A 23,653-nucleotide genomic window follows, 5' to 3' on the forward strand; every position below is an offset into this window, starting at 1 on the left:
AAAAGCACATTCCTTCTAGTTAAGTTTTGACTATGCTGGGGATGCTTTTTAGTGTACTATTGATAAAGTTGAGTTTAATCAACGTCATGGAGTATGGCAGATCCTTTAAAACCTCCATAAAAAAACAAAAGGAGAACAACACATGGAAAACAAACATCACTCACGTACTGCAAATGAACTTACGGGTGTAACAGAATTAGGTAGTACTGAGACAAAGTACGCTACTGATTACGATCCGTCAGTCCTCGAAACATTCATCAATAAGCATCCCCAAAACGACTACTTAGTCACCTTTGATGGCTACGAATTTACAAGCTTATGTCCCAAGACGGGGCAACCAGACTTCGCGAACGTTTTTATTTCATATATTCCAACTGAAAAAATGGTTGAGAGTAAAAGTCTCAAACTTTATCTTTTCAGTTTTAGAAATCATGGCGATTTTCATGAAGACTGCATGAATATTATTCTTGATGATCTGTATAAATTAATGAATCCAAAATACATTGAGGTTTTGGGCTTATTTACGCCGCGTGGCGGAATCTCCATTTATCCTTTCGTGAATCGGGTTAATCCGACTTTTAAAACAGCAGAGCTACAGCAACTGGCATTTCAACGGAAATTACAGTTTTTAGGAAATGTTCAAAGTTATGGTCGTTCAATACGTTAGGGGGAATAAAGATGGGACAGGTTGTCTTATTGTCTGGTGGTATGGATTCGGCAACTTGTTTGGCACTTGCTGTCAAACAGTATGGTACTAAGCAAGTATTGGCCTTAGCGTTTACCTATGGTCAAAAACATGATGCAGAAATTATCAACGCACGACGAGTAGCACAGTTCTTTGACGTTAAATTAATTGAAGCAGCAGTTGATCACAAAATATTTACGGGTTCAGATTCAACACTGCTTAAAGGGAATGGAGCCATTGCGGAAAAAAGCTACGCTGAGATTATAGAGGAGCAAGGTGAGCAGGTTGTTGATACCTACGTCCCGTTCCGTAACGGACTGATGTTATCGCAAGCAGCAGCGCTCGCGTATAGCAGCCACTTGGAAGAAGTAGTTTACGGAGCACATGCAGATGATGCAGCAGGTAATGCATATCCCGACTGTTCACCAGCTTTTTATAGTGCTATGAACACCGCAATTAGTACAGGAACAGCAGGCAAGATTAAGGTGATTGCTCCCTTGATAAAACTCAATAAGGCAGGGGTTGTAAAACTTGGACGCCAACTGAAGGTTCCTTTTGAACTAACACGTTCATGTTATGAAGGACGAGAAGATGCGTGTGGTAAGTGTGGAACGTGTCGTGATCGAATTAATGCTTTTAAAGAAAACGGCTTAAAAGATCCAATCAAGTATGAACAAGAGCCTGATTGGGATAATGAAAGATATGAGAATGAGGAATAAGAGATGAAAAACATTAGGTTATTGACGATTAACGCTATTTTAGCAGCTATTTACATTCTACTAACAATGATGTTTGCCAGTTTTTCTTTTGGGGCTATTCAGATTAGAATAGCTACTGCGCTTTATCAGTTAGTTGCTTATAATAAAAAATACTTTTGGGGAATGGTTTTGGGAGTAACGATTGCTAATATCCTATTCAGCCCATTGGGGTTGTTAGACGTTCTAGTTGGTTGGGGGGTTACTGGCCTGGGGTTAGCATTGGCTATTTTGATTAATCGGCGAATAAAGAATCTTAACCTTCGGGCATTGGTTATTGGACTATGTGTTTCCTTTGGAATGGTGTTTGTCGCACTGGAACTACATTACGTTGCTAAAGTACCATTTTTAATTACTTATGGCTACTTAATAGCTGGACAAGCTGCCGCTCAAATTATCGGTTATATTTTATTTAGAATAATGAATACCAAAATTAAAATACAACATTTGGTTGATTAATAATTGGTGTGGTTCAAAAAGTTTATCATAAGTAGTGCATTTTAAATAAAAGTAAAAGAGAATCTAGATAGCTATGAAATCCCCCTAAAGTCAAGTGGAAAACTTAACTTTAGGGGGATTTCATAAGTCGTAGTTTTTCTTGATCTTATTAGTTTAAGAAATAGTAAAAAACTTTTGTTTTGTACAAAAGCCTTGGCGCAGGTTAAAATTAAACTGATTATTAGTAATATGTTATTTTAGCCAAAGGAGGGAATATGATGCACTTAGATGCACTTGGATTATCTGAAGCAATCCGTGATAAGAAAATTGACCGAATTGAACTATTTAAACAGAGTTATCAGAAATTGGATCAATTGAATGGTGAGTTGAATGCCGTGATTACACGGCGTGATAAACACGCTTTAGATGAAGCGGAACATTTTATTGATACAGGCCAGCCCTTTGCAGGGATTCCACTACTTTTAAAGGGCTTGGGGCAAAGTCTTGCTGGGGAGCTAGATACCAGCGGAGCCCGGCTGTTGCAAAATAATTACGCGCACCAGACTGATAATTTTGTTAAATGTCTTGAGCAAGCCGGTTTTATTGTTATTGGTCAAACGAACATTCCTGAATTTGGGTTTAAGAATATCACAGATCCGGAATTATATGGACCTGCACACAATCCTTGGAATCTACAATATTCTCCGGGGGGTTCATCAGGGGGAGCTGCAAGCTCAGTAGCAGCGGGGATTGTACCGCTTGCTACTGGTAATGATGGGGGTGGCTCAATAAGAATTCCAGCTTCTTTTTCAGGCTTAATCGGTTTAAAACCAACAAGAGGACGTGTACCAGTTGGTCCAACGGCATGGCGTGGCTGGCAAGGAGCGGCTATTAATTTTGGCCTAACAACATCGATTCGAGATACGGCAGCTTTATTGGATGTTTTGCAAGTCGTCCAACCAGCTGCGCCGTTTCAAACACCACTAATCAAGCCTAGCTTCAGCCAGAAAAGTAAACTACCATTGAAGCGAAACATGAAAATTGCTTACAGCATTGAATCACCAGTAGGAACAACTGTTAGCGCTGATGCACGTCAGGCAGTTTTAGAAGCAGTTGCTTTTTTAAATGAACGGAATATTCAAACCGAGGAAATTACCAACCCTTTAAGTGGGTCAGAGTTAATGCGTGATTATTATATTGTTAATTCAGGTGAGACTGCAAGGATGTTTGAAGAGCTTGAACATCAACTAGGGCGATCGGTAACAATAGATGACATGGAACTGACAACTTGGGTCATCTATCAAGCTGGTTTATTATTAAGTGCAACAGACTATAGTAAAACATTGAGTCATTGGGATCAGGCAAGTGCAGTGATGGATAGGATGTTTGAACGATACGATGCATACCTTACACCAACAACAGCCTATACGGCTCCACGAATAGACGCTGAATTAATTGATAAAGCAACTATACAGCAGATGCGCCACGTAACTGATTTAAAAAAGACTGAACGTTTAGACTTAATCTATACTTTTTTTGCAAAAAGTTTGGCGTTGACTCCATTTACACAACAAGCAAATATGACGGGACAGCCAGCTATTAGTTTACCAACATATGTTTCTGCAACTGGGTTACCTTTAGGCATTCAATTTATTGGACGTAAGGGTGATGAGAGTACATTATTGCAGTTAGGTCATTTATTTGAAAAACAGCAGCAATTTAAAATGCTATTTGATTCTAAGCAGCACTAGAATAGAACTTAAATTGTATAAGCTATCATGGATCTTAAACTTATGCAAGTATAGTCAAAGTTTTTAATAAAGTTTGGGTAACCACTTCTGGTAACTCAGGCTTTTTTTGTTTAGTCAGTTCTACTTTAGTAGCGATTCAATGTTATTTTGGAACTGCTTTGTGCCTTAGCAGTTTTGTAGTCTGAAAAAAAGATAGTTAAGTTAAATTTTTAGGGAGAAAAGTATGTGGGCAGCAAAAAAAGGTTTGGACATACTGGGTGATATATCTTCAAAAATACCGGAGCAGGTTCAAAAGAACACCTTTTGATCTTGCCCCGGTTTAATGTTAGAAACTATTGTATAGTAGCTAATTCAATTCAAAACGTGATTGATCACCTTCAACGCGCAGGATAAGCCGCTTACTAGGATCAGGATCAAATTGACCTAAATCGATAATAGTACACTCTGGTGTTTTTTCAATCTTCTGCAAACGTAAATGGGTGGCGGCTTTAATTTCTCTAAATGTTTGTGAATAATAAGCCGCCTTTTGAGCTGCAGCAGCTAACGTAAAACCTTTGTTCTGAAAAAACTTAATTGTGTATATTTGAAAAACGGCATCGAATTTAAAGTGATTTTTTTTGTTACTATCGCAAGTTCGAATATAACCTTTTTGGCTCCAATAACGTAGTTTATTTTGTGGAACATCAGTGATGGATGCTAATTCAGTAAAGCCAAGGTAAAGATTGCTTTGTTCAAATACTTTACGCATAAAGTCATAAAAATTGATTGCCTCCGTGGGCCTGGTTGGTTTATCCATAAGAACCTCCTTTGGATTGATCTTTAAGACTATTGTAAATAAAAATAATAATATTGTAAACCCACTTTACATAAGTGTTGTAAAAAGTTATAATCCAAAGTGCACTTTTAATAATTGAATATTTGTAGTGAAAGAAGGAATAAAATGTCTAAAGTTAAAGATGATAAAGATAGAAGCTACAATCTCTTTTTGCTGGTTGCTATTTTGCTAATTGGTACTTTTTGTACTGTACTTAATCAAACTATTTTAGCAACTGCGTTACCGACCTTGATGAAGGCTTTTGATGTTTCGACATCAACGGTTCAATGGTTAACAACCGGTTTTTTAATGGTTAATGGTGTTATGATACCTGTTTCAGCTTGGCTATCAACACGGTTTAATACAAAATGGCTATACATTGTAGCAATGAGTATTTTTGAAGTTGGAACTATTATTGCATGGACAGCACCAACGTTCTCCTTTTTACTAGTTGGTCGGTTGATCCAGGCTCTAGGTGTGGGAATCTCAATGCCGCTTTTGCAAAATATCATGCTATCAGTTTTTCCTGCCAATAAACGTGGTGTCGCAATGGGAATGGCCGGAGTTGTTATTGGAGTGGCGCCAGCAATTGGGCCAACATTATCTGGTTTTGTGATTGATACGTGGCACTGGCGGGATTTATTTGGAATGATTATCCCTATTGTCGCAATTGTAATTTTTCTCTCGTTCTTCTATATGAAACCAGTTTTGAAGACGACCAAATCTGCTCTGGATTGGTTATCACTAACTCTTTCAACAGTTGGTTTCGGTTCGCTTTTATATGGCTTTTCATCAGTGGGTGATAATGGCTGGACCTCAACGATCGTCCTTTCGACTTTGACAATAGGAACGATTGTTATCGTGTTATTTATTTGGCGGCAATTAAAGCTCGACAAGCCATTTTTGGAACTGCGAGTCTTCTCATCTGCAGAATTTACGATCGCAACTATTTTAAGTTCAGTTGTAATGGTTGCAATGGTGGGAGTTGAGATGATCATCCCAATGTATTTGCAGATGATTCATGGTATGACAGCCTTTCATTCAGGCCTGATGCTCTTACCAGGAGCGCTTATGATGGCGATTATGAGTCCAATTACCGGGAAAACCTTTGACCGGATCGGGGCACGCAGGTTGGCTATTTTAGGGTTGTTTTTACTAACAGTGGGGACACTGCCGTTTATTATGATTACGAAACAAACACCGGTACTTTATATTATTTTACTGTATGCACTGAGAATGTTTGGGATCGCGATGGTAATGATGCCAGCAACAACAGCAGGGATGAATGCATTATCAATTCAATTAATCTCACACGGAACGGCTGTTAATAATACAGTTCGTCAAATAGCAAGTTCAATTGGAACAGCGATCCTGGTTTCAGTGTTAGCTAACACAACTAAGGGACAGATGCCAGCTAAGCATTTGCTGCATTCAGTTCCACTTGAATATAAAGTCAAAGCAATCAATGCGACAATGACCGGTTACCATGCAGCTTTTTGGATTGCAGTAGGCTTCAGTGTTGTTGGTTTCGGCCTGGCATTCTTTTTAAGTAATAAAAATAAAACAATGAACCAAAGTTTAAAGAATGATAAAGGGGGGCAAGCTTAATGATTGTTGTGACATTGATTTTTGGAGCAATAGCTACTTTTATCAGCTTTATTTACATTGAAAAAATAATGCCTAGATTAATTTGTACTCTCATTGCAGGGATCATTTTATTAGGATCAGTATGGGGTGTTGTAAGTAATTATCACGGTCACTTTGGAATGTATAAGGTGACAACAGCTACAACGCAGCGGGTTTATTCAACTGATCCAACTGGAAAAACGCAGATGTTGCTATTCCAGCCAATTGGAACAGCTGGGAAAGAGAATGTTTATATCTATGCTAAGAAAGCACATGCCAAAAAGACTAGCCATACCAAAGCGGATGAGTATACTAACAATAAATTGACGCGTACTACAAATAAAAAAGCGTATTTGAAGAGGACTGAGGTTCGTTGGCGTTATAAATCAGCTGCCTTTAAATTCTGGTTTGGAATTGCGGGAAATAATAATCAGCTGGTAAAAAGGACTAATCGTTTTTATGTCCCTAAGACATGGTTTGTACTGACAGTTAAGCAAGCTAAAGAATTAAAAAAGCAAATGTCTGATCAAAAGAGACAAGCTGAGCTTAAGGAACAAGCTACTATTTATGTCAAAGGTAAGATGCAAGCAGCAATTGCAAAAGATCCGACTTTGATGACTAATACACAGCAACAAAAGAAACTAAGTCAACAGTTTGCAGCAGAGTATCAGGAAAAAGCGATGCGTGAGCTAATTACTGAGTTGAAGTAGGCGCAGCAAAAAAGCATCTAATTATTACTAAAATAAAAAATACTTGGAACTTTAGTTGCCATAAAGGCAGAGACTAAAATTCTAAGTATTTTTTTTAGTATGCAATATAATCGTCTAGCTTTTGAACATTACTAATAATGATCCGGCGATTATTAGTTGAACTATTACCGAATTCAATCACTTTTTCTTCTTTCAGCTTGCGCATCATCCGACTAACACTAGTATGGTTAGCAATTCCACAAAAACCAGCTATATCTTCATTAGTAACGTTAAAATCTATCATAATTTTGGAGCTACCAGCTAAAGGTTTACCAAACTTAAAGGCCATATCGCGTAAAAAGCTGGCCAAAGCCCCCAATTTGCCATTCATTGTCAAGCGCTGCAAACGTGAAGAGTTCTCAGAAAGACGATGGCGATAGTACTGTTTAACATAATTTTGCAGTCGTAAATTTGAATTAACATATTTCCAAAATTTAACGCGGTTAATCTGGTAAAAAGTTGCTTCTTCAGATTCAATCCGGACATTAAAAGGCTGCTCATCATATTGAAGAGCTTCATCATGCAGTAGTGAAATAACATCGGGTTGATTAATGTAAGAAATATTGAATTCACGACCATCTTGTAAGATAACAGATGTTTTAATGATCCCTTCTTTCAGAATGAAAACACTAGCAGCTTTCAAACCATGAAAAGTTAGGTAGGTATGATAACTTTTGGAGATTGTTGAAATCTGTTTATCTTTCATAAAGCTTACTAAGTAATTGATATCTTTGTTTGGCAAAAAATAGCCTCACTTTCTGCTTGAATATTAATAGGATCATCCTGTAGTTATATACTCCTCTATCAGCGCCTTTTTGCGTTGACAAATGATAATACCTTAGAATACATACTATTAATTATTAACTTTAGTATGAATGATTGTCAATGAAAACCTGAAAATGAAAGTCTAGTATAGCTGTTGTTAATAAAAATTAAATGAAAGAGGATGAAACATTGTGGTAGAATTTAATCTTCCATATGATCGAGGACATATTACAGCTAAAATTGCAGATAAGAATTTTGCTGGATCCCTCGTTTCAAAGGCAGCAACATATAAGGCAGAGCTTTCAGAAAATGAGCTTGTTGAAAAATCATTAGATAATCCGATTGGTAGCCCCTCGCTCGAAGAACTAGCTAAAGGTAAGAAAAATATCGTGCTTATTAGTTCAGATCACACACGACCGGTACCATCACATATTATCACGCCGATCCTCTTACGTCGCTTGCACCAAGCAGCACCTGAGGCACGGGTTAGGATCCTTATCGCAACAGGTTTCCATCGCCCGTCAACACATGAGGAACTAGTGTCTAAATACGGTGAAGAAATAGTTAACAATGAAGAAATTGTTATGCATATGTCACAAAAAGACGAAGATATGGTTAAGATCGGCAAACTTCCTTCTGGTGGTGATTTAATCATCAACAAGGTAGCAGAAGAAGCAGACTTACTTATCTCTGAAGGCTTTATTGAATCACACTTTTTTGCTGGTTTCTCTGGCGGACGTAAGTCTGTTTTACCAGGTATTTCTTCTTATAAAACAATTATGGCAAATCATTCAGGTGAATTTATCAATGATCCACATTCTAGAACAGGTAACTTACACCATAATTTAATACACAAAGATATGGTGTACGCAGCTAAAACAGCGGGTTTGAAATTTATTATAAATGTTGTTTTGGATGAAAATAAACACATCATAGGTTCATTTGCAGGTGATCTAGAAAAGGCCCATAAAAAAGGGACCGATTTTGTGGGAGAACTTGCAGGTGTAAAAGCGATCAAGAGTGATATTGCAATTTCAACTAATGGTGGATTCCCATTGGATCAAAATATTTATCAGGCAGTTAAAGGAATGACGGCAGCAGAGGCTACAAATAAACAAAATGGCACCATAATAATGGTTGCTGGTTGCCGTGATGGACATGGTGGAGAAGGGTTTTATCATAACTTAGCTGATGTTGAAGATCCAAAAGAGTTTTTAGACACAGCAGTGAATACACCACGCCTCGAAACTGTGCCAGATCAATGGACTTCTCAGATTTTAGCTAGAATTTTGACGAATCATTATGTAATCATGGTTTCGGACTTAGTTGATCCTAAACTAGTAACAAATATGCATATGAAATTAGCCAAAACAATTGATGAAGCACTAGAAATGGCCTTTGAGCGTGAAGGCAAAGACGCTAAGGTAACGGTTATACCAGATGGCCTTGGTGTAGTTGTAATGGATAAGTAAGATGGAACAAGATCAGTTATTGAAAGTTTTGCAGGATGTTGCTAATGCTGCATTGACACCGGCAGATGCTATTCAAAAATTTGGTAATGAGAGTTTTGAAGAACTTGATTATGCCAAGATTGATACGACACGTACCAGAAGGACTGGTTATCCAGAAGTTATTTATGGGGCAGGCAAAACGGCTGAACAAATTATTGGAATTGTGACAGCAATGAAAGAACGACAAAAATCGATCTTGGCGACGAGAGTCGATTCTAAGAAAGCAGCGGCTATTTTAAAAACACTTCCTTTCTTAGACTATGATGCAACTTCTGAAACACTTATTGCACGTGCTAAAAAAGTGGAAGAAGTTGGGAATATCGCGATTGTTACAGCTGGAACGTCAGATATGAAAGTAGCTGAGGAAGCAGCTGTGACGGCTGAGATTTTTGGTAATCATGTGACCCGTATCTATGATGTAGGTGTTGCAGGGATTCACCGTTTATTTGCCAAGTTGGAGATTATTAGACAGGCTAATGTTGTAATTGTGATTGCTGGAATGGAAGGTGCGTTGACAAGTGTTGTTGGCGGCTTAGTGGATCATCCCGTAATTGCTGTTCCAACAAGTATTGGATACGGTAGTAATTTAGGTGGGATGACTCCCTTGCTGACAATGCTTAATAGCTGTTCCTCAGGTATCAGTGTTGTGAATATTGATAATGGTTTTGGTGCAGCTTATAACGCCAGTATGATTAATCGTTTGATAAGTGAGGCGCATGAATGAAAACGTTAGTGTTAGATGCTTTTTCCGGGATTAGTGGTGATATGTTTTTAGGTGCAATGTTTGATCTTGGCCTAGATCAGGGGGAGTTTGAAAAAAACTTATCTAAGCTGGGAGTAACCGGTTATCACGTTACCGTTGATCGAACTGCTCGTTCAAGTATTACAGGAACAGATTTTGATGTTATTCTGGCTGGAAATGCACCAAAAGATCAAGGGTTTATTGAAGATGAACACGATCAAGTTCATAAGCATGAACATAGCCATGGTACACACGAACATACGCATCATCAGCCACATGGTCATCAGCATGGCCGCAACTTTATGATGATCAAACAATTAATTTTGGAAAGTACTTTAAAAACGAGTACTAAAGAAAGAGCAATTGATATGTTTGAGCAAATTGCACTGGCTGAAGCAAAGGTTCATGGTAAAAAAATAGCTGATGTTCATTTTCATGAGGTAGGAGCTTTAGATTCGATTGTTGACATTGTTGGTGCGGCACTTGCAGTTGAGATGCTGCAGATCGACAAGATTATTATTAATAACCTTGCCGATGGTGTTGGAACAATTAAAATTGCACACGGAATCGTACCAGTACCAGTGCCAGCTGTTATGGAGATGCAGTTGCGGACAGCGATCCCTATTCAAAAACGTTTTGATGTCCATACGGAGTTAATTACGCCTACAGGGATGGCCATCGTAAAATGCTTGGGTGATGAATTCAACGTGACTGCGATGGATGGTGTTCTGGAAAAAACGGGTTACGGGTTTGGAAAGCGTGAAACAGGAAGTTTAAACGCATTGCGAGCGAGCCTATATAATTCTAAACTCAGTCATCAAGATATTACTACGACAAATGATCAAGTCTTGTTATTAGAAACTAACTTAGATGACACAACGGGGCAGCAGTTAGCCGCTGTCATTAAGCAGTCACTCGAAGTAGGGGCTAAGGATGCGTGGGCTGAACCGATTGTGATGAAAAAGGGTCGCCCGGCTTATAAGCTGAGTTTGCTGGTTTCACCTCAGAAAAAAGAATTATTCGTTAAGTTTATCTTTGAAAACACACCTGCTATCGGTTTGCGATTGCAATTGATGCAGCGTGAGATTATGGAACGAAGGATCGAAATAGCGAAGACGGCGTACGGTGAAGTTAGGGTTAAGAAACTCAGTTATCATGGGATAACAAAATTTTCACTTGAAAATGATGACCTTAGACACTGTGTTCAAGGTACTAAAGAAAACCTTGAGAAAATAAAATATGCTGTTTTGCAAGAAATTGAAAACAATAAAAATGAAGGAGAATAACACGATGAAAACATTAATTGAAAAAGAAGAAAAATTACAAAGTATTTTAGCTGGGTATAACAAAGTGATTGTAGGTTTCTCTGGTGGAATCGATTCAACTGTTGTTTTGAAAGAAGCAGTCGATGTTTTAGGTAAGGATAATGTTTTAGCAGTCGTAGCAAATTCAGAGCTTTTCTCAGATGAAGAATATAACAAGGCAGTTTCTTTAGCCCAAGAACTTAAGGTTAATGTTAAAGGTGTCGAATTAGATTATTTAGCTAATGAAAGTATTAGCAACAACACTCCTGATTCATGGTACTTTATGAAAAAGATTTTTTACGCTGCCTTGAATAAGTTAGCAGCAGATTTCCAAGCAGATGCTGTTTTAGATGGAATGATCATGGATGATAATAGTGACTTCCGTCCAGGCTTAAGAGCTAGAGATGAAGCTAAGGCTGTTTCCGTATTACAAGTTGCTGATATTTATAAAACAGATGTCCGGATGATCGCTAAAAAATTAGGCTTAAACAACTGGAATAAAGTTGCTTCATGTTCCGTATCTTCACGTTTCCCATATTACACAAAATTAACTAGTGAAAAACTTGCAAAAGTTATGCAAGCTGAAGCTTACTTACGTGGAATGGGCTTTTCAACTGTACGTGTTAGAGTTCATGGAACAGTCGCACGTGTTGAAGTACCAGAAGAATCTTTTGCAGACTTTATGGCTGCTAAAAAAGAAATCAATGCTCAACTTATGCATTTAGGTTACGAATTTGTAACACTTGATTTAAGTGGTTTTGAGAGTGGAAGAATGAACAATGTTCTCTCAGAAAATATTAAAAAGAAAGTATTGGTGGGGTAAGTAACAATGGATTATTCACTATTAACACGCTGTTTTGCGGAATTCTTTGGAACAGCTATAATGGTTGCACTAGGTAACGGATCAGTTGCCAATGTGGAATTAAAAGGAACTAAGGGTTTTCATGGTGGTTGGGTTTTAATTGGTTTTGGATATGGTATTGGGGTAATGATCCCAGCACTGATGTTTGCGACAGTTTCAGGTGCGCAAATCAATCCAGCCTTTACAATTGCACTTGCAGTGACGGGTAGTTTTCCATGGAGTAATGTAATACCTTACCTGGTTGCACAACTTTTAGGTGCTATCTTAGGCCAATTAATGATTGTTGTTGCTTATAAACCATATTATGATAAAACAACTAACCCCGAAGCTATTTTGGGAACTTTTTCGACAATCGATGCTGTTGGCAGCAAGTTTAATGGTTTCGTTAACGAATTTATTGGGACTTTCCTACTAGTTTTTGGTGCTTTAAGTATTACGGCTGATAAAGTTGACTCACGGGCTGACTTTATTGGATTAGGTTTCTTAGTTATGTGTTTGGTTGTTTCTTTTGGTGGACCTACAGGCCCAGCCTTGAACCCTGCTCGTGACCTTGGACCACGATTATTGCATGCTGTTTTGCCGTTTAAGTATAAAGGCAGTTCACAATTTGCATATAGCTGGGTTCCAGTTGTTGCACCAATTGTAGGGGCGATCGTTGCAACTGTCATTCATAAAGCATTATTTTAAGTATCTTGATTAAGAGAAGACCTGGTAGTGTTAGATAGCGATTTAAGATAATAAAAGGGATGGTTAACTCTTAAGAAGCTGAGCCAAGGAATTATTTGGCTCAGCTTTTTTCAGAATTATTTTAAATAGTATTAATTACTCTTTACATTTGGCTGGAAAAGTTTTATCATTTAAATAGTAACTAATACTATTTATGGAGGGAATACAGTGGCAGTACCAGCAAGAAAAACATCTAAAAGCCGTAAAAATAAACGTCGTTCACAACATAAGATTAAAGGACCTGCAGTATATTGGAACCCAGAATTAGGTGAATATGTTGTGGGGCATCGTGTTTCCGCTAAGGGAATGTACAAAGGTAAGAAAGTAAACTAGAGGAGCAAAGATTATGCGTAAAAATATTATTTTGGGTAACTCAAAAACAGGAGAACGCTTATATCTAACTTCAAAAAATACTCGTAATACACCAGAAAAATTGAAGCTACTTAAGTATTCACCTAAATTAAAGAAAAAAATATTATTCACCGAGGTAAAATAATGGCCAAAAAATCAAAAATTGCAAAAGCAGAAAAAATTGAGCAAACCGTTCTGAAGTATCAAGAGGAAAGATTGCTTTTAAAGAAAAATCATGATTATGCAGCTTTAAGCCAACTTCCACGGAATGCTTCACCAACACGGATGCATAACCGCGATAAGTTTGATGGTCGTCCCCATGCATATATGCGTAAATTTGGGATGTCGAGAATGCGTTTCCGTGAATTAGCTCATAAAGGGCAGATCCCAGGTGTTCGTAAAGCAAGCTGGTAATGGAGGAAAAGTTAATGGCTAAGGGAATGGATCTAAGTAGTGCCTACCGTCGTTTGAAGAGTCCTAACATCAAGACGCGTAAGCGGGCATTAAAAGTTATCAAAGAATTTAAAAAGAAAACTAAATAAATTAAGTCTTAATGCAGATAAAAATGAATTTTAAGATAAGACTACAGGCAAGAATGCTGGGTTTAAGATTACTAAAGGGTAATTTTAAATATCAGTATTCGATGCCTGTCTTTTTTGTTTAGTGATAAATAGATAGTTATGTAAGCTTATTTTTAATAAAGCATCTGATTGTGATAAAGTACATATTAGTATAATGTTGAAGCAGTTACAGTTAAAACCTGCTTAAGGTCGCAGAGGAGGAAGAAATAATGCCATTTTTTATTAATCAGGATAAGTTTAAAGCATATATGTTAAGCGAGGTTCCAGGAATTCCGTATGACGAAAGAAATGTTTTACTCTCAATCAGTACAGTTAAATCAGCACCTAAGATGAACTGTATTTATGTAAGCTCTGACTTTTTCTTTGCAGCACAGTATCAGAGTAATTTTGATACTTTTTCTAAGGGATTTTCACTAAATAAGCAGCAACTGCGAGAGATATATCTAAAGGATAAGCTATTATCGACACAATTAATCATTAAAACTAATGAGAAGATGAAGGATGGAAATGAGCTTGTTTTAAAAATGAATTTACCAAAACTAAACCGTACTCCATGGCATATTAAGAACCTCAAAAGGATCCGCAATAAGTTGGAGATGGTTAAATAGTTAAATAAAAGGGAGGAACTAAAGTGAAACGGATCGAGAAGGTCTATAACTGTCTGTTAAGTATATGGTGGAATGCCAATAAAGAAAAACTATTAGAACAACAAGGAAGTTCAGCAACAGAATTAGCTCGGACACTTAGTTTGACACGTTCTAACGTTTCATTAGAATTAAATCGGCTGGTAAGAGCGGGGAAGGTTTTAAAAGTTAAAACTTTCCCCGTCCACTATCTTCCAATAGAAATCGTTCGAGAGAAACTTGCTATTCATCATTTTACTTATTTTGAAACGACAGATTTAAAACAGCTGTTGAAGTCACAAACAGTTGATTCAAGTTCAATCCAAGCTGAAAAGCAATCTAAAGATACGCATAATATACAGCAACCTAAACACGCAACTGGAAACCCATTAATTCATATGATTGGCTACAACGGGAGTTTAAGAAAGGCGACCTCACAGGCTGAAGCAGCTATTATGTATCCGCCACATGGATTGCATATGATGCTCTTAGGTCAAACGGGTGCGGGAAAAACATATTTTGCTAATAAAATATATGAGTACGCGCGCTATAAAAAAATTCTTAAAGAAGATGCCCCATTGATCTCGTTTAATTGTGCTGACTATTATAATAATCCGCAATTACTGATGTCGACACTTTTTGGGCACGCTAAGGGAGCATATACCGGAGCGACCGAAGATGAGAAAGGCTTAGTGGAACAGGCAGATGATGGTGTTTTGCTACTTGATGAAGTCCATCGGTTGCCACCTGAAGGACAAGAGATGCTTTTTTACTTTATTGATAATGGGACTTTCAATAGACTGGGCGAAAATCAAAAACGACGCCGTGCGAATGTCTTGATTATCTGTGCAACAACGGAAGACCCTGATTCAGCCATGTTAAACACTTTCTTACGCAGAATTCCAATGACGATCTCGATCCCAGTACTTGAGGAACGTCCATTAAGTGAACGGGTTGAACTGGCTAAATTCCTTTTTCAAAGAGAAGCTGAGCGGATTAAGAAGAACTTAAATGTTAAGATCGATGTTTTTATTGCTTTACTAACTGAAGTTAATTATGGAAATGTGGGTCAACTAAAATCACAGGTCCAATTAACTTGTGCCCAAGCTTTTTTAAATAATATTGATTCTAAAGATGAAGTTAGTGTCCAACTGCGAGATCTTCCTGATGGATTACGTCAGATTTGGCTCTCAAACTCTGCCAAGTCACGGAGAAAAGCTGATATTTCGGAATATTTAGATTCAAATACACTTTTTTATGTCGACAAAACGCTGCAACCAGATGAGGAAGAAAATATTTATGAGTTAATTGAGAATAAGGTAAAGGTTCTATCCTCTGAGGGAGTACCAGAAAGCGATATTCAACAATATATTATGGTCGATATGCACCTGCATATCAAAAATTTCTTTAAACAAAATGTTAGTGATGATAATTTGACTAAGTTTGTAGACAGTCGTATTCCACAATTTGTAGAACATTTAAAAGAAATCGCGGAAAAAAAGTTAAACTGCCATTTTGATCGGCGTTTTGTTTATTATTTCAGCATGCATATCGATGCTTTTTTTAAGCGGGGAAATAAAACAGATCTATTGATGAAAAACGAAGTTAACAAAATCAAGAATACACATGAACAAGAGTATCAGGTAGCCCAAATATTTCAGAAAGAAATTAGTAAGACTTTTGCAGTTGAAATGCCGGATATGGAAGTCCTTTATCTGACTATGCTGTTAAATTCAATTAAGTCAATGGCAGAGGGGAAGAAAGTTGGTATTTTGGTAGCTGCACATGGCAACTCGACGGCTTCCTCAATGGTGAAAGTAGCAACGGAACTATTGGGTGAGACTAATATTGCAGCTTTAGATATGCCATTGACTGTATCACCAACGGAGATATTAGATGGGCTTGCTAAATTGACCAAAAAGCTTGATCAAGGTAAAGGGGTTCTTTTATTGGTGGATATGGGATCACTAGCTATGTTTAGCCACAAGCTGACTAAAATGACTGGTGTCAAACTTAGAACACTCCCCAATGTTACAACGTCACTTGTACTTGATGCACTGCGAAAAGTTAATTATTTAGATATGGATCTTGGAACGATTTACGTTTCACTTAAACAAGATATGCTTCAAATGATTGGACAGATAACACCAAATAAAACTGGTCAGAAAAGGGCTATTATTTCAATCTGTATGACTGGAAGTGGAACCGCCAAAAAATTAGAACAGATTATTAGTGAAATTATTTCTAAAACAACGACGGAACAAATTAAGATTTTTACGATTTCAGCTTTAAAGATGGCAACAGTAATCCCTAAAATTGCTGAGGAGTATGAAATAATTGCAGCAGTCGGTACAAAACAGCCAAGTACAGCGATTCCCTACATCTCACTCGAAGATTTAATTGCTGGCAATGGGGAAAAGCAATTAGTAGCATTGATGGATCCAGATGTTAAGTTTCCAGAAACTATAAATGATACAAATATCGTTGTTTCAAATATGTGTGAGGATGTTTTACGAACACACTTAGTTTATCTTAATCCATTTCTCGTTTGTCAGATGCTAGTTAACTGGATAGATAAATTGCAGACTAAACTAGAGGAAGATTTTTCTAATAGTCGGCAAATAAAATGTATTGTTCATACAGCCTTTGCATTAGAACGTGTTTTAAGAGGTAATACGATCAAGTATACGGAAGTACCGAGTGCGACATTGCAAGACGTGTTACCACTCGTCAAAGAAACATTAGACAGTAGCATTAAATCATTGAAAATTAAGCTACCTCAGGATGAACTTTATTTTATTGCTGAAACTGTTTTAAATTATTAAGAACCTGTATCAAAATTAGAATACTTGTATTAAAAAGAGCTTAAACCTGTTCTACTTAGTAGAAACAGGTTTAAGCTCTTTGATTTACAAATAAGGTACGATAGGGCTTTTTGGAAGGGCTTTAAAACTTGGCATGTATCTTGCTATAGATAAAGTGTAAAAGTCTTTTTGGAGGAGGATCGATTATGGTAAAAATTATTATCTCAGGCCACGGGGAAATCTCAACGGGGATCATGAGTGCAGTTAAGATGATTTTTGGTGAAAATGAAGATGTTGTGGCAGTTCCCTTTACTAAAGGAGAAGGATTGGAGGATATAAAGAAGCATTATGGAGAGGTACTGAAGAAGTATCCTGCGGGAAGTCAGTTTTTATTTTTAGTAGATCTTTTTGGAGGAAGCCCGTATAATGCAGCAATTCAACTAGCCTATGGGAATAAAAATATCGATATCGTAACAGGTGTTAATTTACCCATGGTTCTAGAAGCTTTAGGAATGGCACAGGTCAGTTCATTGGATGAAATTATTGAACACTTAAAAGAAACTAATCTTGAGAGTTTCAAGGTATTCTCTGAACAGACAAAGAAACTAGCAGGTAAAGAAGATAATGAGGAGGATGATTTATTATGAAAATTACAGTAGCTCGAATCGATGACAGATATATCCATGGACAGGTGTTGACTAAGTGGATCAAATTACTTCCAGCTGAAAGAATCATTGTTGTTAGTGATGAAGTAGCTGAAGATCCTATGCGTAAGACCTTAGTCTTATCAGTTGCTCCTTCTAATGTCCGTGCAAACGCAGTTACGCCTGAAAAAATGGGACGGGTTTTTAAAAACCCAAAATATGCAGGGACAACTGCAATGCTTCTTTTCGGTAATCCGGCTGAAATCGTTGAAGCGATTGAAAATGGGGTAGAGATCAAGACAGTCAATGTTGGAGGGATGCGCTTTGATCCTAGCAAAAAACAGATTACTGAATCTGTAAGTGTCACACCAGAAGATGTTAAAGCTTTCGAAAAGCTGAGTACGATGGGAGTTAAATTAGAATTGCGGCAATTGCCGGGTGACTCTAGTCAGGATTTTGCTAAGCTCTTAAAACAAAAACTATAAGGCGTAGAAGGAGGAATTATTGTGAATATCATACAAATTATTTTAATACTACTTGTGGCGGGGGTTGCAGGTATGGGATCTGTCCTTGATGAGGCACAGACACACCGTCCTTTGATTGCATGTACATTAATAGGTCTTATTCTAGGTGATGTTAAAACAGGTATTATTTTAGGCGGAACACTTGAAATGATGGCATTGGGCTGGATGAATGTTGGACTGGCAATGGCTCCTGATACAGCTTTAGCTTCTGTTATTTCAACTTTATTAGTAATTAATACGCATACTAGTATCGGTGAAGGAATTGCAATTGCCGTTCCATTAGCTGCAGCTGGTCAAGCATTAACGATTTTTGTTAGAACAATTGTTGTGTTCTTTGTCCACAAGGGTGATGATTTTGCTCAAAAAGGAAATTACCGTGCCATTGAATGGATGCATGTCATTGCTTTAGGGTTGCAAGCTTTGCGTGTTATGATTCCAACGGGAATTGTTTTAGCGCTTAGTACTGCTGCAGTTGAAAGTGTTCTTAAATCGATCCCAACAGTTATCACTGGTGGTTTACAAATTGGGGGAGGAATTATCGTTGTCGTTGGGTATGCGATGGTTATCAATATGATGGATGTTCCCGAATTAAAACCATTCTTCTATCTTGGATTCTTATTTGCAGCCTTTACTAAATTTAATCTTGTTGGTTTTGGGGGCTTAGGTTTGATCTTTGCATTATTATACCTTCAACTTGAATATAGCCGTAACCGTAATAATAATGGTTCCCAAGCTGTGGCAGCTAATAATGGTTCTACTAATGGAAGTAACGCAGATGATGACTTAGATGATGATTTGGATGATTAGGAGGATTTGAAAATGCAAACAACACAAATGGGGCAAAATAAGGTTACCTTAACTAATAAGGATCTTAACAGTATGTTTTTCCGTTCATTATTCTTACTGGGTTCCTTTAACTTTGAACGTGCACAAAATATGGGATTCTGTTTTGTAATGATCCCAGCAATAAAGCGGTTCTATAAACCGGGTAAAGAACGCAATGAGGCTCTGGCGCGCCATATGGAATGGTTTAATACTCACCCATGGCTGACAGCACCAATTTTCGGTGTAACCGCCGCGATGGAAGAAGAGAAGGCTAATACAGGTAAAGTCGATGAAACAGCTATTGCTGCAATGAAGATTGGGTTGATGGGACCATTAGCTGGTGTTGGTGACCCATTATTTTGGGGAACTTCACGTCCGGTTCTGGCTGCTTTAGGAGCGGGGATTGCAATGACGGGCAGTATTATTGGACCATTACTGTTCTTTGTATTGATCAATGCAATTCGGCTGACGTGTAAATGGTATTTTCTACGCTACGGATATACCAAAGGTAGTGAAATAATTCAAGATATGGCTGGCGGTCGAATTAAGAAACTAACAGAAGGTGCTTCGATCGTGGGGCTCTTCGTTATGGGTGCTCTTGTATCAAAATGGACAACAATTAATATTCCAATCGTAGCGACAAAGATCAATGGTAAGACACAAACTGTTCAAGATATTTTAGATTCAGTTATGCCAGGGATGTTAGCACTGATCTTAACACTTTTTGTATCATGGTTACTGAAAAAGGGTGTTAATCCATTGTTAATAATTTTCGCAATCTTTGGTTTAGGGATCTTAGGTAAGTGGTTGGGATTCTTAGGTTAAGCTATAATTGATATTATAAAGCTGGTAGTAGTGTTTGCAAGAGAATGCAACAATACTATCAGCTTTTTAGTATTAGTTAAAAATAACAGTTGTGGAGGAAAAATTATGCCAAATAAAATAAAGCTAGTCGTCAGTGATATTGATGGGACACTGTTAACTTCTACCAATATACTTACACCGTATTTAAAGAAGACAGTTAAGTTACTCAGTACTAAAAGAATTCCTTTTATCCTAGCATCAGCACGTGCACCGCAAGGCATTTTTCCGCTTGCCAAAGAGTTAGGAGTGCATTCTAATCCCTTGATAAGTTATAATGGAGCTTTTATTTTAAATATGAAAAATATGACGTCTATTCAGTGCCTGAGAAGCTATCCAATGAATAACGAGGTAGTAGTTAAGTTGATTGATACCGTAAAGAAAAAATTCCCAGCAATAGCTATTAATATTTATTCTGAAAATAATTGGTTTGTTGAAAGAGAGGATAAATGGATTGCGACTGAAAGCAGTATTACTAAACTGCTTCCAGTTAAGACTGACTTTTCAAATCTATATAGCGGTTCAGAAACTGAAACACATAAGTTACTTTTGATAGGTGAAAAAGAAGATGTTCAAACTTTATTTACTTATTTAGAGAAAGTAGCTGTAGCAGGTATTTCTTTTTATCAATCTAAGGAGAACTACTTAGAAATTGTTGCTGCTAAAGTTTCAAAGAAAATGGCTGTCAAAAAATTAGCAGAATACTATCATCTAATGCCACAAGAAATTTTGACGATTGGAGATCAATTTAATGATGTTCCAATGCTAAAATTTGCCGGTACGGGTGTTGCAATGGGGAACGCTTCCACAGAAGTTAAGCAGGCTGCAAAGTTTATAACAGCTACTAATGATGAGGACGGGGTTGCAAAAGCATTGAAGTATTATGTTTTATAATGTGAAGAATTTCAGTTGTTAAATACCAAAACGGCCACCGTGGACGTTAACTACATTTGAGGTAATGATGAAAGCATCTGGGTCAATTACGTGAATGCGTCTAATAAGCGGACCATAACTCTGATTGTCGACAACAACCATCAAGATTTCTTTGTTGTTAGCACTATAACCACCATGAACGTCAAAAATTGTTAGGCTATGATCTTCTTGTAAAACCATTTGCTGAATTTCAGTTAGTTTTGTCTGGCTCATAATCTGAATTTGATATTTATGGTCCAAACCGGCTTCAATGTAGCGCATTACGAGTGAAGTGATAACTAGTGAAAAAGCAGCAAGAAAAAAAGCATTAAGTCCGGCAACAAAAATATTGAAAAAAGTGACTAGCAGATCAATTGCTAACAGTGATAAAGGTGCATTGAGATGGAGATGCTTTTTTAAAATCATAGGAGGAACAGTGGTACCGCCGCTGGATGCACCTATCCGATACAACGTTGCAATGCCAACTGCGAAAGTTGCGCCACCAAGAATAACTGCCAGCAAGGGGTCAGAAACAATTTTAAAACTAGGTGTGATGTACATTAAGATAGGCAGAAGAAAGCTTCCAAGAGTAATGTTGCGAACGATTTGACGGTCGAGGAAAATCGTTGCAAAAATAATCATAATGATATTAATAATCAAAACTGATAATGCACGATTAAATCCAAAAGCTGCATCAAGTAAGATTGCGATCCCAGTTGCGCCGCCTGCAGCGATATTAATGGGGGCATAGAAAAAGTTAACAGAAATGACTACCATTTCGAGCGAAGCAATTAAAATTAATGTTCTGATATATGTTTTATGAATTAATTTTTTTTTCATTAGCAGCTCCTTTCTATTGTTATTATAATTATCATAGCAAACATTTGAGCTCTATTCTAGAAATAAATGATTGTCATAAGCTTGTCTAAGAAGAAGTTAAAATAAATTTTTAAGTAAAAGTGGTTGACTCTTTTATTTAATAATGTTAGTTTATGATAAACAATAAATTAGATGTTGATGAGAAGAGTAGATGTCTTTTTCCTTAAAGAGAGCTCAGTTGGGTGAAAGTGGGCAGGTAAAATATGTTGAAGATGAACTCGGAGTCGTAATCGGCAGTGTAAGCTAATGATTCGTGGGGACACGATACAGTCCTAGACATTATTTGTGTCGAAGAGTCTAAGCCGTATGGCTTAGTGAATTTGGGTGGTACCACGGTTAAAACGTCCCTGCAATAGTTACTATTGTGGGAACGTTTTTTAATTTAAATCAAAATACAAATTTTGATTTGGCAGTTTACTGATTTAGAACAAATGTGCTCCATAAATCAAACCGGAGTGTCTGATTTCTAATCATCTATGATGAAATAAAAAAAGGTTCGTAGTTTTTAGCTAATACCCGAACGTTATTGACTTAGGTCATATGCTCTTTTTATCTTAATGTCTAAGTTTATTGATTTATTTAGTTAGTTGATCACTAAGGAGGAGTTTTTTTATGAGCAAAACAAGATTGAATTTTGAAACTTTACAGGTACATGCGGGACAAAAAATTGATGAAACTGGTGCCAGAGCAGTGCCAATATATCAAACGACTTCTTATGTTTTTAAAGATGCAAAGCAAGCCGCTGCTCGTTTCGGGCTTAAAGAACCTGGTAACATATACAGCCGGTTGACTAACCCAACAACAGCTGTTGTTGATGAGCGTGTTGCAGCATTAGAAAATGGAACAGCCGGGGTAACTCTTGCAACTGGTGCAGCAGCAGTTACTGCGGCGATAACTAATATAGCCGGACAAGGTGATGAAATTATAGCTGCTAGTACTTTATACGGTGGAACATTTAATTTGTTCAATGTGACGTTACCTAAGTTAGGGATTAAAACTCATTTTGTTCATCCGGATGAGCCTGTTAACTTCGCAGCAGCAGTGAATGAGCGTACTAAAGCAATTTACTTGGAAACAATCGGTAACCCTGATATTAATTTGATAGACATTGATGAAATTGCTAAAATAGCACATAATAATGGCTTATTGGTTTTAGTTGATAATACATTTGCTTCACCATACCTTTATCGTCCTTTAGAACATGGTGCAGATGTTGTCATTGAATCTGCTACAAAGTTTATTGGTGGGCATGGAACGACGATGGGCGGTGTGATTGTTGAGAATGGAAAGTTTGATTATAAGAAAAGCGGTCGCTATCCAGATTTTACGACCGCTAATGCACAGTATAACGGGCTAGTATTTTCTGACTTGGAAGGAGGAGCCTTTACGACTAAGGTTCGTGCAGAACAGCTTCGAGATACGGGAGCTGCAATTAGCCCATTTAATTCATTTTTGCTTCTGCAAGGGCTTGAGACTCTTTCGTTGAGAGTTGAACGTCATGTAGATAATACAAGAAAAATTATTAAATTTTTAAAAAAGCATCCAAAAGTTTCGTGGATTAAATATCCAGAACTAGAGGATAGTCCTTACTATGAACTAGCCAAGCGTGATTTTCCAAACGGGGTTGGTTCGATCTTCACTCTTGGCTTAGTTGGGGGTGAAGAAGCTGGTAAGAATCTGATTGAACATTTGAATTTATTTTCACTGTTGGCTAATGTGGGTGATGCAAAGTCTTTGATTATTCATCCGGCATCAACGACGCATGCACAATTAAATGAAAAAGAGCTCAAAGAAACGGGAATTACACCTGATTTAATTAGAATATCCGTCGGTATTGAAAATGCAGCTGATTTGATTACAGATTTAAAACAGGCTTTAGATCAAATATAAATTGGCATCTTCCTTTCCAAAATGAGAGGAT

At 37.3% G+C, this 23,653-nt stretch carries 26 protein-coding genes; 23 read left to right on the forward strand and 3 right to left on the reverse strand.

What is annotated here, in order from left to right:
- Positions 1-142 precede the first annotated feature (142 nt).
- From queF to FC81_RS00325, 4 genes are all read left to right on the forward strand, one after another.
- Positions 143-667: a preQ(1) synthase gene (gene queF, locus FC81_RS00310; RefSeq protein WP_057741785.1), complete on the forward strand. Its 525-nt coding sequence runs from the start codon at positions 143-145 to the stop codon at positions 665-667.
- Positions 668-678: 11 nt separating this feature from the next.
- Complete coding sequence (queC, locus tag FC81_RS00315; RefSeq protein WP_057741788.1) at positions 679-1,404, forward strand: 7-cyano-7-deazaguanine synthase QueC; 726 nt, start codon at positions 679-681, stop codon at positions 1,402-1,404.
- A gap of 3 nt (positions 1,405-1,407) precedes the next feature.
- Entirely contained in the window at positions 1,408-1,899 is a 492-nt protein-coding gene (locus tag FC81_RS00320) for a QueT transporter family protein (RefSeq protein WP_057741791.1), read from the forward strand.
- 257 nt (positions 1,900-2,156) lie between these two features.
- The gene (locus FC81_RS00325) at positions 2,157-3,629 is read left to right on the forward strand and encodes an amidase (protein WP_057741794.1); all 1,473 of its coding nucleotides are present in this window, start codon (positions 2,157-2,159) and stop codon (positions 3,627-3,629) included.
- 346 nt (positions 3,630-3,975) lie between these two features.
- Here FC81_RS00325 and FC81_RS00330 read toward each other — a convergent pair whose 3' ends face one another.
- Positions 3,976-4,425, reverse strand: a complete 450-nt coding sequence (locus FC81_RS00330) for a MerR family transcriptional regulator (RefSeq protein ID WP_057741798.1) — start codon at positions 4,423-4,425, stop codon at positions 3,976-3,978.
- Positions 4,426-4,569: 144 nt separating this feature from the next.
- Here FC81_RS00330 and FC81_RS00335 point away from each other — a divergent pair, with 144 nt between their 5' ends.
- Both FC81_RS00335 and FC81_RS00340 read left to right on the forward strand, forming a co-directional pair.
- Positions 4,570-6,051, forward strand: coding sequence for an MDR family MFS transporter (locus FC81_RS00335; RefSeq protein WP_057741801.1), 1,482 nt, complete (start codon positions 4,570-4,572; stop codon positions 6,049-6,051).
- Positions 6,051-6,779: a DUF4811 domain-containing protein gene (locus tag FC81_RS00340; RefSeq protein ID WP_057741804.1), complete on the forward strand. Its 729-nt coding sequence runs from the start codon at positions 6,051-6,053 to the stop codon at positions 6,777-6,779. Before FC81_RS00335 ends, FC81_RS00340 begins: the two co-directional genes overlap by 1 nt.
- A gap of 94 nt (positions 6,780-6,873) precedes the next feature.
- Here the strand turns inward: FC81_RS00340 and FC81_RS00345 are convergent, their stop codons facing one another.
- Complete coding sequence (locus FC81_RS00345) at positions 6,874-7,524, reverse strand: Crp/Fnr family transcriptional regulator (RefSeq protein WP_057741880.1); 651 nt, start codon at positions 7,522-7,524, stop codon at positions 6,874-6,876.
- A 250-nt stretch (positions 7,525-7,774) separates the two neighbouring features.
- On the opposite strand from FC81_RS00345, the gene larA reads away from it, so the two are divergent.
- The 16 genes from larA to FC81_RS00420 all read left to right on the forward strand — a co-directional run bounded on the left by larA (position 7,775) and on the right by FC81_RS00420 (position 20,835).
- A complete protein-coding gene (gene larA / locus FC81_RS00350; RefSeq protein ID WP_057741806.1) occupies positions 7,775-9,055 on the forward strand; it encodes a nickel-dependent lactate racemase in 1,281 nt (426 codons plus the stop codon).
- Between the two features lies 1 nt (position 9,056).
- Complete coding sequence (gene larB / locus FC81_RS00355; RefSeq protein ID WP_057741809.1) at positions 9,057-9,818, forward strand: nickel pincer cofactor biosynthesis protein LarB; 762 nt, start codon at positions 9,057-9,059, stop codon at positions 9,816-9,818.
- Positions 9,815-11,122 (forward strand): nickel pincer cofactor biosynthesis protein LarC, encoded by a 1,308-nt coding sequence (larC, locus tag FC81_RS00360; protein ID WP_057741812.1) that lies wholly within the window; start codon positions 9,815-9,817, stop codon positions 11,120-11,122. Before larB ends, larC begins: the two co-directional genes overlap by 4 nt.
- Positions 11,123-11,126: 4 nt before the next feature.
- Positions 11,127-11,963 (forward strand): ATP-dependent sacrificial sulfur transferase LarE, encoded by an 837-nt coding sequence (gene larE / locus FC81_RS00365; protein WP_057741814.1) that lies wholly within the window; start codon positions 11,127-11,129, stop codon positions 11,961-11,963.
- Positions 11,964-11,969: 6 nt separating this feature from the next.
- Entirely contained in the window at positions 11,970-12,689 is a 720-nt protein-coding gene (locus FC81_RS00370; protein WP_057741817.1) for an MIP/aquaporin family protein, read from the forward strand.
- Positions 12,690-12,896: 207 nt separating this feature from the next.
- Positions 12,897-13,061 (forward strand): 50S ribosomal protein L32, encoded by a 165-nt coding sequence (gene rpmF, locus FC81_RS00375; protein ID WP_057741819.1) that lies wholly within the window; start codon positions 12,897-12,899, stop codon positions 13,059-13,061.
- 13 nt (positions 13,062-13,074) lie between these two features.
- Entirely contained in the window at positions 13,075-13,224 is a 150-nt protein-coding gene (gene rpmG, locus FC81_RS00380) for a 50S ribosomal protein L33 (protein WP_057741821.1), read from the forward strand.
- A complete protein-coding gene (rpsN, locus tag FC81_RS00385) occupies positions 13,224-13,493 on the forward strand; it encodes a 30S ribosomal protein S14 (protein ID WP_057741824.1) in 270 nt (89 codons plus the stop codon). Before rpmG ends, rpsN begins: the two co-directional genes overlap by 1 nt.
- A gap of 14 nt (positions 13,494-13,507) precedes the next feature.
- Positions 13,508-13,621 (forward strand): putative metal homeostasis protein, encoded by a 114-nt coding sequence (locus FC81_RS10830; RefSeq protein ID WP_157054653.1) that lies wholly within the window; start codon positions 13,508-13,510, stop codon positions 13,619-13,621.
- 248 nt (positions 13,622-13,869) lie between these two features.
- Complete coding sequence (locus tag FC81_RS00390) at positions 13,870-14,268, forward strand: hypothetical protein (protein ID WP_057741825.1); 399 nt, start codon at positions 13,870-13,872, stop codon at positions 14,266-14,268.
- Between the two features lie 23 nt (positions 14,269-14,291).
- The gene (locus FC81_RS00395; RefSeq protein ID WP_057741828.1) at positions 14,292-17,108 is read left to right on the forward strand and encodes a sigma-54-dependent transcriptional regulator; all 2,817 of its coding nucleotides are present in this window, start codon (positions 14,292-14,294) and stop codon (positions 17,106-17,108) included.
- Between the two features lie 185 nt (positions 17,109-17,293).
- Complete coding sequence (locus FC81_RS00400) at positions 17,294-17,734, forward strand: PTS sugar transporter subunit IIA (protein ID WP_057741830.1); 441 nt, start codon at positions 17,294-17,296, stop codon at positions 17,732-17,734.
- Positions 17,731-18,216, forward strand: coding sequence for a PTS sugar transporter subunit IIB (locus FC81_RS00405; RefSeq protein WP_057741833.1), 486 nt, complete (start codon positions 17,731-17,733; stop codon positions 18,214-18,216). Before FC81_RS00400 ends, FC81_RS00405 begins: the two co-directional genes overlap by 4 nt.
- Before the next feature lie 15 nt (positions 18,217-18,231).
- Positions 18,232-19,062, forward strand: coding sequence for a PTS mannose/fructose/sorbose transporter subunit IIC (locus tag FC81_RS00410; protein ID WP_476703290.1), 831 nt, complete (start codon positions 18,232-18,234; stop codon positions 19,060-19,062).
- 12 nt (positions 19,063-19,074) lie between these two features.
- Entirely contained in the window at positions 19,075-19,905 is an 831-nt protein-coding gene (locus FC81_RS00415; RefSeq protein ID WP_187327396.1) for a PTS system mannose/fructose/sorbose family transporter subunit IID, read from the forward strand.
- Positions 19,906-20,010: 105 nt separating this feature from the next.
- Entirely contained in the window at positions 20,011-20,835 is an 825-nt protein-coding gene (locus FC81_RS00420) for a Cof-type HAD-IIB family hydrolase (protein WP_057741838.1), read from the forward strand.
- Between the two features lie 18 nt (positions 20,836-20,853).
- On the opposite strand, the gene FC81_RS00425 is transcribed toward FC81_RS00420, so the two are convergent.
- Positions 20,854-21,693: a YitT family protein gene (locus FC81_RS00425; RefSeq protein WP_057741841.1), complete on the reverse strand. Its 840-nt coding sequence runs from the start codon at positions 21,691-21,693 to the stop codon at positions 20,854-20,856.
- Positions 21,694-22,344: 651 nt separating this feature from the next.
- Here FC81_RS00425 and FC81_RS00430 point away from each other — a divergent pair.
- Positions 22,345-23,622 carry an O-acetylhomoserine aminocarboxypropyltransferase/cysteine synthase family protein gene (locus tag FC81_RS00430; protein ID WP_057741845.1) on the forward strand — a complete coding sequence of 426 codons (1,278 nt, stop codon included), beginning with the start codon at positions 22,345-22,347 and terminating at the stop codon, positions 23,620-23,622.
- The last annotated feature ends 31 nt before the right edge of the window (positions 23,623-23,653 follow it).

It is taken from the genome of Liquorilactobacillus capillatus DSM 19910 (genome assembly GCF_001434915.1).
Lineage (GTDB): Bacteria > Bacillota > Bacilli > Lactobacillales > Lactobacillaceae > Liquorilactobacillus > Liquorilactobacillus capillatus.